We start from the raw sequence: 16,843 nt of genomic DNA on the forward strand, positions 1-16,843 counted from the left end.
GAGGTGACGGCATGAGCGACGAATCCACCACCACTGCCGCGACGCCGGCGACGGGCGGCGGCAAGGCCGCCCTCGCCGACATCGAGGAGGCGATGAAGGACGTCGTCGACCCGGAGCTGGGCATCAACGTGGTCGACCTCGGCCTCGTGTACGGCATGCACGTCGACGACGAGAACGTGGTCACCCTCGACATGACGCTCACGTCGGCGGCCTGCCCGCTGACCGACGTCATCGAGGACCAGGCGCGGCAGGCGCTGACCACCGGTCCCGGGGGCGGCCTCGTCAACGACGTCCGGATCAACTGGGTGTGGCTGCCGCCGTGGGGGCCCGACAAGATCACTGACGAGGGGCGCGAGCAGCTCCGCTCGCTCGGATTCAACGTCTGACCCGGCCCTCGGGCCACACCGTCGAGCGCGACGTCCGCGACGGGCGTCGCGCTCGACGCGTCCGTGCCCGGGTCGCGTCGCGCGTGCGCGGTGCGGGGTGATCGCGCACGAACCAGGAAACAGTGGCCTCCGGACGTGCCCGAGACCACTGTTTCCACGATCGAGCACGATCGAGCACGATCGAGCGGGTCGTGCCGACCCGGCGACACGGATATCGGTGGCGCACGCGAGCCGGGTGGCGCAGGATGACCGCGTGATCGAGACGTACCCGATGAAGCCCGTCCCTGTCGCCGCGGCCACCGCCGCGCGCCGACAGCGTCGCGGTTCCGGTGGCGTCCCGATCCGCCGCCGACCGTCGTGACCGGGGCGTTCCTCGCCGGCCTGGTCGCCGGCTACGGCGTCGCGATCCCCGTCGGGGCGATCGCCGTGCTGATCCTGGGACTGAGCGCCCGCACCTCGTTCCGGGTGGGCGCCGCCGCGGCGCTCGGGGTGGCCACGGCCGACGGCCTGTACGCGGCGGTGGCCGCGCTCGGCGGCGCCGCGCTGGCCGCCGTGATCGCGCCGGTCGCCGGGCCGATGCGGCTCGTGGCCGCGGTGGTCCTCCTGGCGATCGCCGCCCACACGGCCTGGCGGGCGCTGCGCCCGCGTCCCGGGGCGGCCACGAACGGCGGCGGCAGGGGCCTGGAGAGCCCGGCGCGGGCGTTCAGCGGGGTGCTGGCGTTGACCCTGCTGAACCCGGCGACCGTGGTCTACTTCGCCGCGCTGGTGCTGGGCCGGGGTGACACCGCCGATCCGGACGCGTGGGCGGCGGGAGCCTTCGTGGCCGGTGCGTTCATCGCCTCGGCGAGCTGGCAGCTGCTGATCGCCGGCGGCGGCACGCTGGTCGGCCGGGTGCTCACCGGGGCGCGCGGGCGGCTGGTGACCGCGCTCGCGTCCAGCGCCATCATCGCCGCCCTGGCGGTCGCCACCCTGCTGGCCCGCTGACCAGCGCCACGCCGGCCAGCGCCCGCTGACGAGCGCCGCGCTGACCGGCGCCCGCTGATCAGGGCCGCGCTGACCGGCGCCCGCTGGCCGGCGCCCGCCGACGATCGCCCCGCTGACCGGACGCCCGCTGACCGGCGCTCGGGATCGGCACGCACGCCATCGCGCGCCGACGCGTACACCGTCCACCGCAGACCGTCCGAACCGGACCGGCACTGGCTGTCCGGCTGATGTCGTGGGTCCGCCGTCCGCCTAGGGTCACGAGCAGTCAGTGGATCACTCGCGTACGCTCCGTCAACCCGGACCGCGCGGAGGACTCCAGCCACTCCTCACCCGACAGGAGACGACGTGAGGCTCACCCTGATACGTCGACCACGACACGGGTCACCCGCCGGCCGGCCGAAAAGTGGACGGATGGCCACCCTGCTCGTCGCCGCGCTCGCGGCGGCGACACTGCCGGTGCTGGCGCCCACCCCGGCCGCCGCCGCCCCGGCCCCCGACAGCCCGTGGCAGAAGGTGGACGGCACACCGGCGCCGACCAAGGCCGGCCGCAAGGCCACGGTGGACGCCGAGCGGCTCGCCGCGTACACCCTCGACCGCGACGCCCTGCGCGGCGCCCTGGAGCGGGTGCCCCAGGAACGCGCCCGCTCGGCGCGCCAGCAGCGGCAGGTGGTGTCCCTCCCCGCGCCGGACGGCAGCTTCCAGCGCTTCGAGCTGGTGGAGTCGCCGGTCATGGAGGCCGGCCTCGCGGCCGCCCACCCCGAGATCACGACGTACGCGGGCAAGGGCCTCGACGACCCGACCGCCACCATCCGGGCGGACCTCACCCCGCTGGGTTTCCACGCCTCGGTCCGGTCCACCTCCGGCGCCTGGTACATCGACCCCTACTACCACCTCGACCAGAGCCTGTACGCGAGCTACTTCGCCCGTGACCTCCGGAACCCGCACGGTGCCCTGATCGAGCGGGAGGACGTCGCCGCGGCGGCGCGTGCCCTGGAGGACGAGGTCGGCGCGGCGCCGGCGGAGGTGCCGGTCGGGCCGCGGGTGCTGCTGCGCACCTACCGGGTCGCGCTGGTGACCGACCCGTCGTACGCCGCCTTCTTCGGCGCCGAGAACGTGACCGCCGCCAAGGTGACCCTCATGAACCGGGTGACGCAGATCTACGAGGACGAGACCGCGATCCGGCTCGTGCTCGTCAACGCCACCGACCGGACGAACCTGAACACCCCGGCGCTGGCCACCGAGCCGAACGGCCCGTGCGGGGCGGCCGCCTGCTTCACGCCGGCGCAGCTCAGCTCCTGCGGTGGCGGCACGCTGAGCCGGAACCGGATCGTCCTCGGTCAGCTCGTGGGGGCGAGCAACTACGACGTGGGCCACATCGGTCTCGGCGTCAACGGTGGCGGCGTCGCGAGCCTCGGCGTCGTCGGCGGCAACGGCAAGGCGCAGGGCTGCACGGGCCTGCCGACACCGGTCGGGGACTACTACGCGGTCGACTACGTGGCACACGAGATCGGCCACCAGTTCGCCGGCAACCACACCTTCAACGGCACGCAGTACAACTGCTCGGGCGGCAACCGCAGCGCCGCGAACTCGTACGAGCCGGGCAGCGGGTCGTCCATCATGGCGTACGCCGGGATCTGCCAGCAGGACAACATCCAGCCGCACAGCGACCCGTACTGGTCGCACCGCAGCTACACCGAGATCACCAACTACGTCACCTCGACCCGGCCGGCGATCAACGAGGTGCAGACCGTGTCGCTGCGGGACTTCGACACCGACGGTGACTCGTTCACCGTCAGCGTCGGCGGCGTCGAGTCGGCCCCCGTTGTGCGGGGCGTCAACTACACGACGGCCGGCATCAAGGCGGCCATCGAGTCGGCCGCGGGTTGGCCCGCCGGCGCGACCGTCACGGTCGCCGCCTTCGGTGGCAGCGGGACGCTGAACGACACCGGCTTCCAGGTCACCTTCGGCGGCACGCTGGCCGGCACCAACGTGGACCAGCTCGCGCTGTCCACCGTCTCCGGCGCCTCCGGTTTCGTCGGCGAGACGGCGAAGGGCGGCGCCATCGACAACGGCGGCTTCCTCGTCGAGGAGACCGGCAACCACGCGCCGGTGGTCACCGTGCCGGACACCGTCACCATCCCGGTGCGCACACCGTTCGCGCTGACCGGCAGCGCCACCGACGCCGACGGCGACGCGGTCACGTACCTCTGGGAGCAGAACGACCGGGGCGCCGCGGCCGGCACCGCGCTGGTGAACAACACCAAGACGAACGGGCCGCTGTTCCGCGTGTTCGGCCAGGCGGCGTACGTGTCGCCGGAGGACACCCTGAAGTACCACTCCCCGGGCCAGAACGCGGTCACCACGAACCCGACCCGGGTGTTCCCGGACCTGGGGCAGATCGCGGCCGGCAACACGAACGCGAAGACGGGCGCCTGCCCGGCCGCGCCGGCGCCGCCGCCCACCGGCGGCGCGTCCAACGTGCCGGCGGAGCTGGTCGACTGCTACTCCGAGTTCCTGCCCACCCGGGACTGGGTCGGGCTGAACAACGACCGCACCCTGCACTTCAAGCTCACCGCCCGGGACGGGCGGCTCGGCGGCGGTGGCGTCGGCAGTGCGGACGTGGCGGTCGTGCTGGCCCCGGACGCCGGGCCGTTCCTGGTCACCTCGCAGGGCGACGGCGCCGTGCTCGACGGCGGCTCGACCCAGACCGTGACCTGGGACGTGGCGGGCACGGACGTGGCACCGGTGAACGCCCGCCAGGTGCGGATCTCGCTATCCGTCGACGGCGGCGCGACCTTCCCGCACGTGCTGGCCGACGCCGTACCCAACACGGGCAGTGCCTCGGTGACCCTGCCGAACGTGGCGACGGACCGGGCGCGGATCAGGATCGAGGCGGTCGGCAACGTCTTCTTCGACCTCAACGACGCCGACCTCACGATCCGGGCCGTCCCCGAGGTGTCCCACGACGCCCCGGCGGGCGGCGTGGCCGTCCAGTACAGTGACGCGCTCGCGCCGACGGTCACGGTCACCGCGAGCGACGCGGACACCGCGGGTGCGGCGTTGACCGCGTCCGCCGTGGGCCTGCCGGCCGGCCTGTCCCTCGCCGTGGCGGCGACCTCCGGCGCGGACACCCGCCCGGGTACACGGAGCTGGACCGTCGCGGGCGCCACCACGGCGGCCCCCGGCGACTATCCGGTCACCGTCACGGTCTCCGACGGCACGGGGCTGGCCGCGAGCACGTCCTTCACGGTCCGCGTCGGCGCCGAGGACGCGGCCGTGAGCTGGGCCGGTGACACCCTCGTCACCACCGCGGCCGGCGGCAGGTCCGGCACCGCCCTGCTGCGGGCGGTGGTGCGGGACGGCTCGGTGCTGCCCGGCGCGTCCGACACCACCACGGGCGACGTACGGCGTGCGACCGTGACGTTCACCGAGGGCGGCGTGCCGCTGTGCACGGGCGTGGTGGACCTACTCGGGTCTCCCGCCGGCAGCGGCTCCGCCTCCTGCGAGGCCACCCTGCCGACGGGCACGCACACCGTCACCGCCACGGTTGGCGGCCACTACACCGGCGCGACCAGCGCGCAGGTGCGGGTCGCACCCTCCGACGGGGCGTTCCTCACCGGTGACGGCATGCTGGACGCGGGCCGGTCCGCGGGGCTCTTCCCGGTCACGCCGGGCTCCCGGGTGACGGTCGACCTGGTCGCGAAGCCGGCGAAGGCCGGCCGGAGCCCGACCGGCGCGGCGACCGTCGACTTCCGGTCGGCGGGCCGCGGCTACCAGATCCGCGGCACCGCGGTCGAGGGCCTCGGCCTGAGCCGCGCCGGCGACCTGGCGCAGGTGCGGTACCGGGCGAGCCTGCACGACAGCGACGGCAGGCTGGTGGCCGGCGGGCTGACGCTCACGGCGACGGTGACCGACCGGGGCAGCCCCGGCCGCGACGACACCGTCGGCGTCACGCTCTGGCGGGGCGGTGAACTGCTCTTCTCGTCCGACTGGAGCGGCGCCGGCACCGCCGAGGCGCGGCTGGTCGGGGGCAACCTCACCGTCCACTGACCGCCGACGACGCGGGAGGGGGCCCCGGCGTCCTCCCGCGTCCCGCGGCGCCGGGCCGGCCCCCGGTGCCGTACCGTCGGGCCATGAACAGCCGACCCGCTGCCGGTGGCGGTCGGTGGGTCGAGGTCGACCCGGCCCGCGTGGCCCGCTGGGTGGCGGGCTTCACCGACCGGCACGGCCCGCCGAGCGTCAGCATCCAGGCGTACGGGCTGCTGCTGACCGCCCCCGACGGCGCGACCGCCGAACTGCACACCCCACCCGGCGCACCGCCGACCGACGACGTGCCCGCGTTCGTGGCCGAGGCCACCGCGCCACGCCGGATCGGCCTGCTGCTCGCCCGCAAGGGCGCGGTGGCGGTCGGGGTCGCCGAGGGCGCCGACCTCGTCGTGTCGAAGGTGGACACCCGTTACGTGCAGGGGCGTACGGCCGCTGGCGGCTGGTCCCAGCAGCGCTTCGCCCGCCGGCGCGACAACCAGGCGAAGGCGGCGCTGGGCGACGCGGCCGACCTGGCCGTACGCCTGCTGCTGCCGGAGGCGGGCTCGCTGGCCGCCCTGGTCGTCGGCGGTGACCGGCGGGCCGTCGACACCGTGCTCGCCGACCGGCGGCTCGCGTCGCTGGCGGCGCTGCGTGCCGACCGGCTCCTCGACGTGCCCGAGCCACGGCACGCCGTGCTCGTCGACGCGGTCGCGGCGGCCCGGGCGGTCCGGATCCTGGTCCGCGACCCCGACCGGGACGCCCGCGCCTGACCGACCGCCCCCGGGCGTGGCGGCCACCACCGCGGAATCGAGCGCGACCGTGGCGCGGACGTGGCCGGGCCCCCGGCGGCGGAGCCGGGGGCCCGGATGGGGGAGGGAGGAATCAGCCGTTGCCGAAGGTGTCGCAGGCCTTCGGGTCCCCGCTGGAGTAGCCCCGGGTGAACCACTCCTTGCGCTGGGCCGACGAGCCGTGGGTGAACTCGTCCGGGTTCACCGGCCGGTTGGCCCGCTCCGAGATGGCGTCGTCGCCGATCTTCTCGGCGGTGTCGATCGCCTGCTGGATGTCCTGCTCGCTGATGCTCGTGAAGATCTTCTGGCCGCCCGCGTCGGCGGTGCCGGTGGCGTTGCGCGCCCACGCGCCCGCGTAGCAGTCGGCCTGCAGCTCCAGCTTCACCGAGAGCGCGTTGGCGTTGCCCGGGTCGCGCTGCTGCTGGCGGCGCATCTGCGCCTCGGTGCCGAGCAGGTCCTGCACGTGGTGGCCGTACTCGTGGGCCAGCACGTACGGCTGCGCGAACTCGCCCTCGGCGCCGAGCTGGTCGGCGAGCACCCGGTAGAAGCTGAGGTCGATGTAGACCAGGTCGTCGGCGGGGCAGTAGAACGGGCCGACGCCGGAGTCGGCTCCGCCGCACGCCGTGTTGACGGCCTGGCTGAAGAAGACGGTCTTCGACGGCTGGTACTGCTCGCCGAAGGCCCGGGGCAGCTCGGCCTGCCAGTACGCCTGGATGGAGTTGACGTAGAGGGTGTTCCGGCAGTCCAACTGCTGGAGCGCGTCGTCCGCCGAGCACTTCTGCTCCAGCGAGGTGTTGTCGCCCGTCGAGTCGCCGCCACCGTCCAGGGCCGCGTTCAGCCCGAAGCCGCCGCCGAGCAGGGCCACCAGGACCGCGACGACGAGGCCGACGATGCCGCCCCGGCCGCCACCGATGGGGATCGGTATCCCGCCGATACCGCCCCCGCCCGAGCCACGGCGGTCGTCCACCTGGCTGGTGTCGATCTGCGCGTTCTCGTTCAGCTGCATGTTGTCCCCGATCACCGATTGGGCCGTGAAGGTGCTTGCGGTACCGGACCGGGCCCGGACGCCTGGTTTCGTACCCGATGATCTTGATTGGTAATCCGGAGGGAAAGTCGGACGCCGGCCGGTACACTTGTCGCCGTGCTGCGCTGCGAAGGCTGAACCGCCCCGCGCCGACGGGCCCGTCGCCCGCCGGCGCTTTCGTGTGCCCTGAGTCAGCCTTCCAGACCCCGAGAGCGAGCCCCACGAAATGATCACTGCAACCGGCCTGGAGTTGCGCGCCGGCGCCCGCATCCTGCTGTCCGACACCACGCTGCGCGTGCAGCCCGGTGACCGGATCGGTCTGGTCGGCCGCAACGGCGCCGGCAAGACCACCACCCTCAAGGTGCTGGCGGGGGAGGGACAGCCGTACGCCGGGCAGATCGAGCGCCGCAGCAACATCGGCTACCTGCCGCAGGACCCGCGTACCGGCGACCTCGACGTCACCGGCCGGGACCGGGTGCTCTCCGCCCGGGGCCTCGACGTGCTCATGTCCCAGATGAAGGAGATCGAGGCCAAGCTCGCCGACGACGCCGACGAGCGCCTGGTGCGCCGCTACGGTGCGCTGGAGGACCAGTTCGCGTCGCTGGGCGGGTACGCCGCCGAGGCGGAGGCCGCCCGCATCTGCGCCAACCTCGGCCTGCCCGACCGGGCGCTCGCCCAGCCCATCGGGACCCTCTCCGGCGGTCAGCGCCGGCGCATCGAACTGGCCCGGATCCTGTTCCGCGACGCCGGCGAGAACGGCGGCGGCATCCTGCTGCTCGACGAGCCCACCAACCACCTCGACGCGGACTCGATCACCTGGCTGCGGGGCTTCCTCGCCAACCACAAGGGCGGGCTGGTCGTGATCAGCCACGACGCCTCGCTGCTTGACGCCGTCGTGAACAAGGTCTGGTTCCTCGACGCCACCCGCTCGGTCGTCGACGTCTACAACCTGGGCTGGAAGGCGTACCTGGAGGCCCGCGAGACCGACGAGCGCCGCCGCCGCCGCGAGCGGGCCAACGCCGAGAAGAAGGCCGGCGCGCTCATGGCCCAGGCCGACAAGATGCGGGCCAAGGCCACCAAGACGGTCGCCGCGCAGAACATGGCCCGCCGGGCCGAGCGGCTGCTGTCCGGGCTGGAGGAGGTGCGGGTCGCCGACAAGGTGGCCAAGGTGCGCTTCCCCACGCCGGCGCCGTGCGGCAAGACCCCGCTCACCGCCACGGGCCTCTCCAAGTCGTACGGCTCGCTGGAGATCTTCACCGACGTGAACGTGGCGGTCGACCGGGGCTCCCGGGTGGCCATCCTCGGGCTCAACGGCGCCGGCAAGACCACGTTGCTGCGGATCCTCGGCGGCCTGCTCGAACCGGACACCGGTCAGGTCAACCCGGGCCACGGCCTGCGGCTGGGCTACTACGCGCAGGAGCACGAGACGCTCGACGTGGACCGGAGCGTGCTGGACCACATGCGCAGCGCCGCGCCGGAGCAGACCGACACGGACCTGCGCAAGATCCTCGGCGCGTTCCTCTTCTCCGGCGAGGACGTGGACAAGCCCGCCGGGGTGCTGTCGGGCGGCGAGAAGACGCGGCTGGCCCTGGCCACCCTGGTCTGCTCGGGCGCCAACGTGCTGCTGCTCGACGAGCCCACCAACAACCTGGACCCGGTCAGCCGCGAGCAGGTGCTCGACGCGATCGCGCGCTACCCGGGCGCGATCGTGCTGGTCACGCACGACCCGGGCGCGGTCGAGGCGCTCAAGCCCGACCGTGCCATCCTGCTCCCCGACGGCGACGAGGACGCCTGGAGCGACGACCTCCTGGAACTGGTAGAGCTGGCCTGACCCATTCCGCGCGCCCGGCCGGGCTGCCCGGCCCCGGCCGGCTGCTCCCGTCGATCATGAGGTTATTGCCCTTCGCCTCGGCGTGTCGCGGCAATAACCTCATGATCGACGGGACGGGACGGGACGGGACGGCGCCGGGGGGGTGTCCCTATGGGTTTCGTCAAGCAGCGACGGGGGCCGTCGGGCGTGGTTGGTAGGGGGTCTTGTGGCGGAGCATGGCGAATAGGACGTCGCAGCGGCGTCGGGCGAGGCAGATGAGGGCGGCGTTGTGGCGTTTGCCTTCGGCTCTTTTGCGGTCGTAGTAGGCGCGGTTGATGGGGTCGGTGAGGGCGGCGAACGCGGCGAGGAAGAAGGCGCGTTTGAGTTGCTTGTTGCCGCCGCGGGGTGGGTGTTCGCCGCGGATGCTGCTGCCGGAGCGGCGGGTGACGGGTGCCAGACCGGCGTAGGCGGCGAGGTGCCCGGGGGTGGCGAATGCGGTGCCGTCGCCGACTTCGAGCAGGATCCGGGCGGCGGTCCTGACGCCGATGCCGGGCATCGAGGTCAGGACCGAGGCAAGAGGGTGTGCATCGAGCATCCTCTCCACCTCGGCGGCGACCTGGTCACGCTGCTGGAGCACGTCACGCAGGCTGTCGGCCAGCCTCGGCAGGATCGTCTCGGCCGCCGTGGTGCCGGGAACCGTGACGGTCTGCTCGTCCAGGGCCGTCATGATCTGCTCGACCAAGCGCTCGCCCATCCGAGGCGCGTTCTTGCCCGCGATCGCGGCCAGTTTGCGGCGGCCAGCCTTGCGCAGTCCGGCCGGGCCGCCGCAGCGCGACAGCAGCTCCAGCACGGCCTTGTGTTGCACCTTCGGACCGAGCACACGTTCCAGAGCGGGATGGATCTGGGTGAGCAGCCCCCGGATCCGGTTCGCCAGGCGGGTGGCCTCGCCGGCCAGGTCGTCGTCGAAGCCGACCAGGACCTCAAGCTCGGCCAGGGCGTCGTCGCCGACGTCAACACGGCGCAGCGTGTGCGGCAGGCTGCGGGCGGCATCAGCGATGACGTAGGCGTCGCGGGCGTCGGTCTTCGCGGCGCCGGGATGCAGGTCGGCGATGCGGCGCATCGCCAGCCCAGGCAGATAGGCGACCTGGTGGCCGCAGGCACGGGCGACCGCGACCGGTAGCGCCCCGATCGAGGCGGGCTGGTCGACCACGACCAGCACTCGCCCGTGCCGGGCGAGCTTGTCGAACACCTGCCGCAGCTTGGCCTCGGTATTGACCAGCGCCGCGTCGTGCAGCCGCTTGCCCTCGCGGTTCAGGGCGACGGCGTGGTGCCCGTCCTTGCCAACATCCAGACCAAGAAACACCTGGTAGTCGCCGTGCACCGCATCGCCTCCCCGCGACGTCGTCGGCCAGCCCGGTCGCCGATCTGGCGTCGACTGCCGGCAGCCACGTTACGAAGAGACCTACCCCAATACCGCAGGTGGCCGTGTCCCTATCAGCGGTCCGTCGACGCCACCCGACCCGGCGACAACACCCCCCGGATCATCCGTACGACAGGGGCAGTAAGTCATACCGGGCCGGGCGACCGAGCAGTCCCCGGCTGGGGACGATCAAAAAGGTAACGGGCGGGACGGGCGCCGGGGCGGGGCGGGGACTTACGGGATCAGGGTTGGCAGGTGGGACAGGACGCCGGAGGTGGCCAGGATGACCACGCCGATCGCCACGAAGAGGGCCGGGACGAGCCAGTGCCCGGCCCGCTCCACGAGGCGGACCACCCGGGGGTGCCCGCCGAGCCAGGCGCCCGCGGCGCACCAGAGCGCGACGAGCACCACGAACACCAGCAGGTAGACGGCGCTGTCGGCGGGGCCGAGGGCGCGGAACACCGGCACGTACACGGCCACGTTGTCGGCGCCGTTGGCGATGGTCACCCCGGCCACCCCGAGCGCGCCGGTCGCCACGGCCGGTGGCTCCTCGTCGTCGCGGTGGAGCAGCGCGCGGACGCCGAGCGCGATCGGCAGCAGGCCGAGCAGCCCCGTCCAGGGCTCCGGTACGACCAGCAGCCCGGCCGCGACGACGGCGCTCGCCACCGCCAGCACGCCGATGCCCAGGTACTGCCCGGCGACGATCTGCCGGCGTCGCGGCCGGCCGGTGGTGCGCGCGGCCACGAAGAACAGGGTCAGGATGACGATGTCGTCGATGTCGGTGGCCGCGAAGACCACGGCGGCGGCGCCCGCGTTGCCGAGCATGTCGATCACGCTCGGCAGACTACGGCCCGAGCCGGCTCGATCGGGCACCCGGAGCCGCCGGCAGCGGGTCGGCCCGCCGCTACGCGCGGCGGTGGGAGGGACCCGGCTTCCGCAAGGGCGTCACCCTATCGGGAAGCTGACATCGCATAGCGTGTCGGTTGGCGAATAGTTGATATCTGGCGCATGATCGTTCGAGGCGGTCTAATAGGTGGGACCGTATCCGAACCGCACAGTCTGGGACGTGAGGACACAGCATGGCAGCCACCGGCACAGCCACCAGCACTGAGAAGGGTCGCCGGATCGTCGGAGCCGAGCGTCAGACGCTCGCCAAGGACCTGGTAAAGCGGTACACCTCGGGGGAGAGCATCCGCGCCCTCGCGGCCTCGACCGGCCGTTCCTACGGCTTCATCCACCGAGTGCTCACCGAGTCCGGCGTGCAGCTGCGCCAGCGCGGCGGCGCCCGGCGTCGCAAGAAGGCGTGACGTACCCCGCGACGACGTTCGTTCGGTCCGCGGTGCCGCATCGCGGCGCGCAGGCCGGATCATCGTCCCGCTCGTTCATCCGCGCCGTCCTTCGGGCCGCCCGGTGACCGCCGAGGCGACCGGAGTACGGCTGGACTGCGACGGGCCGGTCGCGACGGTCACGTTGTGCCGGCCCGACGTGCTCAACGCCCAGACTCCGGCCATGTGGCGCGCGATGATCGACTTCTCCCGGGAGCTTCCGGGCGACGTCCGCGTCGTGGTCGTGCGCGGTGAGGGCCGCGCGTTCTCCGCCGGCCTCGACCTGTCGGTCGCCGGCGCGTCCGGGCCGGGTTCCTTCGTCGAGCTCGCCGGCCTGCCCGAGCAGGAGTGCGCCGACCGGATCGCCGAGTTCCAGGCCGCCTTCACCTGGCTGCACCGCCCGGACATCATCTCCGTGGCGGCCGTGCAGGGCCACGCCATCGGGGCTGGCTTCCAGCTCGCCCTCGCCTGCGACCTGCGGGTGCTCGCGCAGGACGCGAAGCTCTCGATGGCCGAGGTGACCCTCGGTCTCGTGCCGGACCTCGCCGGCACCAAGCGCCTGGTCGAGCTGGTCGGCTACTCCCGGGCGCTGGAGATCTGCGCCACCGGCCGCCGGATGGACGCCGCCGAGGCGGACCGGATCGGGCTCGCCACGCTCGTCGTACCGCCGGCTGACCTCGACGGGGCGGTGGCCGACCTGACCGCCGGCCTGCTGGCCAACAACCGGGACGCGGTCGTGGAGATCAAGGCGCTGCTCGCCGGCGCCGCCGCCCGCAGCCACGCCGAGCAGCAGCGGGCGGAACGCGAGGCGCAGACCCGCCGCCTGCGGGACCTCGCCGGGCGGGGAGAATAGTAAGGACCGTCCGGGAAGATTCGGGTTACGAGCGAGGTTGTCACACTCGTCGGGAGAATTGACCCGACGGTGTGGTCGACCCGACGATCCCGGAGGTGAGCGTGTCCAACCCGATGGGCGGCGTGGCCGGCTGGAGCATGCTCCGGTCGATGCGCAACGAGGACGAGGTCTCCGCGCACCGGCTCCGGCGCGGGGTGGCGCGGCGGATCGTGGCGTTCGCCCGGCCCTACCGGCGAGACATCGTCGTCTTCCTCGTCACCGTCGTGCTGGCCGCGATCATCGGGGTGGCGACGCCGGTGCTCGCCGGTGACGTGATCAACGCGATCAACCGGGGCGGGTCCGAAGCCGGTTCGCTGGTGGTCCGTCTGGCGCTGGTCATCGCCGGCCTCGCGATCGCCGACGCGCTGCTCTCCCTCGCGCAACGGTGGTACTCGGCGCGCATCGGCGAGGGCATCATCCTCGACCTGCGCACACGGGTCTACGACCACGTGCAGCGCATGCCGTTGCAGTTCTTCACCCGGACCCAGACCGGCGCCCTGGTGAGCCGCCTCAACAACGACGTGCTCGGCGCCCAGCGGGCCTTCACCTCGACGCTCTCCGGCGTGGTCAGCAACGTCATCCAGCTCGTGCTGACCGCCGGCGTCATGTTCACCCTCTCCTGGCAGATCACGGCCCTGTCGCTCGTGCTGCTGCCGCTCTTCATCATCCCGGCCCGGCGCGTCGGCCGCCGCCTCGCCGACATCACCCGCGAGGCGTACAACCTGGACGCCAAGATGAACGCCACCATGACCGAGCGGTTCGGCGTGGCCGGCGCCCTGCTGGTCAAGCTGTTCGGCCAGCCGGAGGCGGAGGCGCGCCGGTTCGCCGTGCGGGCCGAGCGGGTGCGCGACATCGGCATCCAGTCCGCCATGTACTCGCGGACGTTCTTCGTGGCCATGCTGCTCGTCGCCTCGCTCGCGCAGGCCCTCACGTACGGGCTGGGCGGCTGGCTCGCCGTCGGCGGCCACGTCAGCGCCGGCACCGTCGTGACGCTCGCGCTGCTGCTCACCCGGCTGTACGGCCCGCTGACCGCCCTCTCCAACGTCCGTGTCGACGTGATGAGCGCGCTGGTCTCCTTCGACCGGGTCTTCGAGGTGCTCGACCTGCGCCCGGCGATCGAGGAGAAGCCCGATGCCGTGCCGGTGCCGCGGGGCAACGGCCGCGTCGAGTTCCGCGACGTGCGGTTCCGCTACCCGAGCGCCGCGGAGATCTCGCTCGCGTCGCTGGAGGAGGTGGCCACGCTCGACCGTACGGTCAACGAGCCGGTGCTGCGCGGCGTCTCCTTCACCGTCGAGCCGGGGCAGATGGTGGCCCTCGTGGGCCCGTCCGGTGCCGGCAAGTCGACGCTGTCCATGCTGATCCCGCGCGTCTACGACGTCACCGACGGCCAGGTGCTGGTCGGCGGCGTCGACGTGCGGGACGCCACCCTGGCCTCGCTGCGCGACGAGATCGGCGTGGTCACCCAGGACTCGCACCTGTTCCACGAGACGATCCGCGAGAACCTGCGGTACGCGAAGCCGGACGCCACCGACGACGAACTCTGGGCGGCGCTGGCCGGCGCGCAGGTCGCCGACCTGATCCGGTCCCTGCCCGACGGGCTGGACACCACGGTCGGCGAGCGCGGCTACCGCTTCTCCGGCGGCGAGAAGCAGCGCATCGCCATCGCACGGCTGCTGCTCAAGGCGCCCTCGATCGTCATCCTCGACGAGGCGACGGCCCACCTCGACTCGGAGAGCGAGGCCGCCGTGCAGCGGGCGCTGTCGGTGGCGCTGGCCGGGCGTACGGCGCTGGTCATCGCGCACCGGCTCTCGACGGTCCGCGACGCCGACCAGATCCTCGTCCTCGACGGCGGACGGATCGTCGAGCGGGGGCGGCACGAGGAACTGGTGGCCGTCGGCGGCCTCTACGCCGAGCTCTACCGCACGCAGTTCGCAGTCGCCGACTCGCCCACGCCGTACGTGGACGCGACCGGCCCGGAGCCCGTCGTCATGCCGCTGGGCACGTACGTGCCCGACGAGGCGCTGCCGCCGGCCGCCGCGAACTGACCCCCGGCCGGGGCGGCTCAGAGCACGGTCGACGCCTGGCGCAGCTCGGCGAAGGCCGCGCCCAGGGTCTCGGGCGTGAAGTGGGCGTTCAGGCCGCTCGGGTTGGGCAGCACCCACAGCCGGGCGTCGGCGAGGCGTTCCGGCTGGGCGCCGAACGTGGCCTTCGGCCGCGCGAAGCCGATGCGGTACGCGGTCACCCCGACCACCGCCACCCAGCGGGGCCGGTACCGCGCCACCTTGTCCCGGAGGATCTGCGCGCCCTCGACCAGTTCGGCGGCGGTCAGCTCGTCGGCGCGGGCGCTGGCCCGGGCCACCATGTTGGTGATGCCGATCCCGTACCCGGGCAGCGTGTCCTGCTCGCTCGGGTGCAGCAGCCGAGGGGTGAACCCGCCCCGGTGCAGCGCCGGCCAGAACCGGTTGCCGGGCCGCGCGAAGTGCCAGCCCGTGGCGGCCGACCAGAGTCCGGGGTTGATCCCGACGAACAGCACGTCCAGGCCCGGCGCGATGACGTCGGGGAGGGTGCGGTCGGCCGCCGCCGCGAGTTCCTCCCGGGTGGGCCGGGGATAGCGGCCGGCGGGGCTGGTCGCGGGACGGTGGTCGCCGGCCGGTGTGGAACCGGGCCGCCGCGCGCCCGGGGCCGGTGTGCCGGGGCGGGACCGGTCGGGCCGGCGTCCGCCGGACGGATCGGGGGTCACAGCGTACGCAGCGCGCCGCCGTCGACGGGAATGGTGATCCCGGTGAGGTAGCTGGCGGCGGGGGAGAGGACGAACGCGGCGACGCGGCCGAACTCGGCGGGGTCGCCGATGCGGCGCAGGGGGATGCCCGCTTCGATCTCGGTGAGGGCCAGGCCCGGGTCACCGGCGGCGGCCAGCAGCTCCCGGTTGCGGTCGGTGAGGATGCGGCCGGGGAGGAGCCCGACGACCCGTACGCCGCGCGGCCCGTACTCGTCGGCCACGTCCTTCGCGGCTCCCACCAGGCCGGGCCGCAGCCCGTTGGAGATGCCCAGCCCGGGCACCGGGCTCCGGGCGGAGGTGGAGAGGACCAGCCCGATCGCCCCGCCGTCGGTGAGGGAGGCGGCGACCGCGCGCAGGGCGCGTACGGCCCCGAGGAAGACCGTCTCGAACGAGGCCCGCCACTGCTCGTCGGTGACCGACGCGACCGTGCCCGGCGGCGGCCCGCCCACCGAGATCAGCGCACCGTCGAGCCGGCCGAAGTGCTCGCGGGCCGCGGCGACCAGGCGCTCGGGAGTCGTCGGGTCGCCGAGGTCGGCGGCGACACCCACCGCGCGCTCCGGGCCGCCGAGGCGCTGCGCCGCGTCGGCGACCGCGTCGGCGTCCCGCGCCGACAGCACCACGCGCGCGCCGTCGGCGACCAGATACTCGGCCGTCGCGTACCCGAGGCCCTTGGAGGCGCCGGTCAGCACGTACACCCGTTCGGTGAGTCCGAGATCCATGCCGCCGATCCTGCCGTACGCCGGTCGACCAGGGCCAGCCGCGGTGACCTACGCGGCGCGGCGGGCGGGGCGGAGGAGGCGCACCCGCCCGGCGACCTGGACCGCGACGGCACCTCCCGCGCGGCCGAGCGACGGCAACCGGCGCGGGCGGGGCGGCCGCCGGCCGTCGTAGCGGGCGCCCGCCTCCCGCAACGCGAGCTCCTCGGCGCCGAGCGGTGGCAGCGTGCCCCGATCGCGCAGCGCGCGGGCCAGGTCCCAGCCGTCGCGCAGCGACCCCTGGGTCGGCCGCCCGGCCGCCCAACCGGCGAACGTCGCCGTCCAGCCGGCCCCCAAGGAGGCCGCCAGGAGGGGCCAGTGCCGGGCCACCTCGCCGGCCCGCTTGCGCAGCAGGGCGGTGCGGGCCGCGGCCAGCGGCGCCGGAGCGAACCCGGGCGGCACCGGCCCGCCGGCGACCAGGGCGGCCACCAGCTCCGCCTGCCGCGCGGCGAGGTCGTCCACGCGCTCCGCCTGCCGCGCGGCGAGGTCGTCCGCCCGCTCCGCCTGTGGCGCGGCCAGGTCGTCGCCCCGCGCCGGCTGCCGCACCGCCAGGTCGTCCGCCCGCTCCGCCTGTGGCGCGGCCAGGTCGTCGCCCCGCGCCGGCTGCCGCGCCGCCAGGTCGTCCACGCGGCCTCCGTCCGCCGCCGGTCCCAC

General features: G+C 73.8%; 14 protein-coding genes. 8 read left to right on the forward strand and 6 right to left on the reverse strand.

What is annotated here, in order from left to right; translation table 11 throughout:
* Positions 1–11: 11 nt before the first annotated feature.
* From OG994_RS02935 to OG994_RS02950, 4 genes are all read left to right on the forward strand, one after another.
* Positions 12–386, forward strand: a complete 375-nt coding sequence (locus tag OG994_RS02935) for a metal-sulfur cluster assembly factor (protein WP_120327379.1) — start codon at positions 12–14, stop codon at positions 384–386.
* Between the two features lie 357 nt (positions 387–743).
* On the forward strand, positions 744–1,370 hold the full coding sequence (locus tag OG994_RS02940) for a LysE family transporter (RefSeq protein ID WP_328852107.1): 627 nt from the start codon (positions 744–746) through the stop codon (positions 1,368–1,370).
* A 411-nt stretch (positions 1,371–1,781) separates the two neighbouring features.
* Positions 1,782–5,420 (forward strand): M12 family metallo-peptidase, encoded by a 3,639-nt coding sequence (locus tag OG994_RS02945; protein ID WP_328852108.1) that lies wholly within the window; start codon positions 1,782–1,784, stop codon positions 5,418–5,420.
* 83 nt (positions 5,421–5,503) lie between these two features.
* Positions 5,504–6,166, forward strand: coding sequence for an acVLRF1 family peptidyl-tRNA hydrolase (locus OG994_RS02950; protein ID WP_328852109.1), 663 nt, complete (start codon positions 5,504–5,506; stop codon positions 6,164–6,166).
* Positions 6,167–6,278: 112 nt separating this feature from the next.
* On the opposite strand, the gene ypfJ is transcribed toward OG994_RS02950, so the two are convergent.
* Entirely contained in the window at positions 6,279–7,190 is a 912-nt protein-coding gene (ypfJ, locus tag OG994_RS02955) for a KPN_02809 family neutral zinc metallopeptidase (protein WP_120327434.1), read from the reverse strand.
* Positions 7,191–7,434: 244 nt separating this feature from the next.
* Between ypfJ and OG994_RS02960 the strand changes: the two genes are divergently transcribed.
* Positions 7,435–9,039, forward strand: coding sequence for an ABC-F family ATP-binding cassette domain-containing protein (locus OG994_RS02960; RefSeq protein WP_120327383.1), 1,605 nt, complete (start codon positions 7,435–7,437; stop codon positions 9,037–9,039).
* 160 nt (positions 9,040–9,199) lie between these two features.
* On the opposite strand, the gene OG994_RS02965 is transcribed toward OG994_RS02960, so the two are convergent.
* Positions 9,200–10,399: an IS110 family RNA-guided transposase gene (locus OG994_RS02965; RefSeq protein WP_328850485.1), complete on the reverse strand. Its 1,200-nt coding sequence runs from the start codon at positions 10,397–10,399 to the stop codon at positions 9,200–9,202.
* A 273-nt stretch (positions 10,400–10,672) separates the two neighbouring features.
* A complete protein-coding gene (locus OG994_RS02970; protein WP_328853645.1) occupies positions 10,673–11,263 on the reverse strand; it encodes a cadmium resistance transporter in 591 nt (196 codons plus the stop codon).
* A gap of 254 nt (positions 11,264–11,517) precedes the next feature.
* Here OG994_RS02970 and OG994_RS02975 point away from each other — a divergent pair, with 254 nt between their 5' ends.
* The 3 genes from OG994_RS02975 to OG994_RS02985 all read left to right on the forward strand — a co-directional run bounded on the left by OG994_RS02975 (position 11,518) and on the right by OG994_RS02985 (position 14,700).
* On the forward strand, positions 11,518–11,745 hold the full coding sequence (locus tag OG994_RS02975; RefSeq protein WP_007462679.1) for a helix-turn-helix domain-containing protein: 228 nt from the start codon (positions 11,518–11,520) through the stop codon (positions 11,743–11,745).
* 103 nt (positions 11,746–11,848) lie between these two features.
* Positions 11,849–12,616: an enoyl-CoA hydratase/isomerase family protein gene (locus OG994_RS02980; RefSeq protein ID WP_120327384.1), complete on the forward strand. Its 768-nt coding sequence runs from the start codon at positions 11,849–11,851 to the stop codon at positions 12,614–12,616.
* A gap of 95 nt (positions 12,617–12,711) precedes the next feature.
* On the forward strand, positions 12,712–14,700 hold the full coding sequence (locus OG994_RS02985) for an ABC transporter ATP-binding protein (protein WP_328852110.1): 1,989 nt from the start codon (positions 12,712–12,714) through the stop codon (positions 14,698–14,700).
* Positions 14,701–14,717: 17 nt separating this feature from the next.
* On the opposite strand, the gene mug is transcribed toward OG994_RS02985, so the two are convergent.
* The 3 genes from mug to OG994_RS03000 are packed head-to-tail and all read right to left on the reverse strand — an operon-like array spanning position 14,718 to position 16,651.
* A complete protein-coding gene (gene mug, locus OG994_RS02990) occupies positions 14,718–15,395 on the reverse strand; it encodes a G/U mismatch-specific DNA glycosylase (protein WP_328852111.1) in 678 nt (225 codons plus the stop codon).
* Positions 15,392–16,153 carry an SDR family oxidoreductase gene (locus OG994_RS02995; RefSeq protein ID WP_328852112.1) on the reverse strand — a complete coding sequence of 254 codons (762 nt, stop codon included), beginning with the start codon at positions 16,151–16,153 and terminating at the stop codon, positions 15,392–15,394. The genes mug and OG994_RS02995 overlap by 4 nt, the downstream gene beginning before the upstream one ends.
* 48 nt (positions 16,154–16,201) lie before the next feature.
* Positions 16,202–16,651, reverse strand: coding sequence for a hypothetical protein (locus OG994_RS03000; RefSeq protein WP_328853646.1), 450 nt, complete (start codon positions 16,649–16,651; stop codon positions 16,202–16,204).
* Between the last annotated feature and the right edge of the window lie 192 nt (positions 16,652–16,843).

The organism is Micromonospora globbae (assembly GCF_036184225.1).
GTDB classification, from domain to species: Bacteria; Actinomycetota; Actinomycetes; order Mycobacteriales; family Micromonosporaceae; genus Micromonospora; species Micromonospora globbae.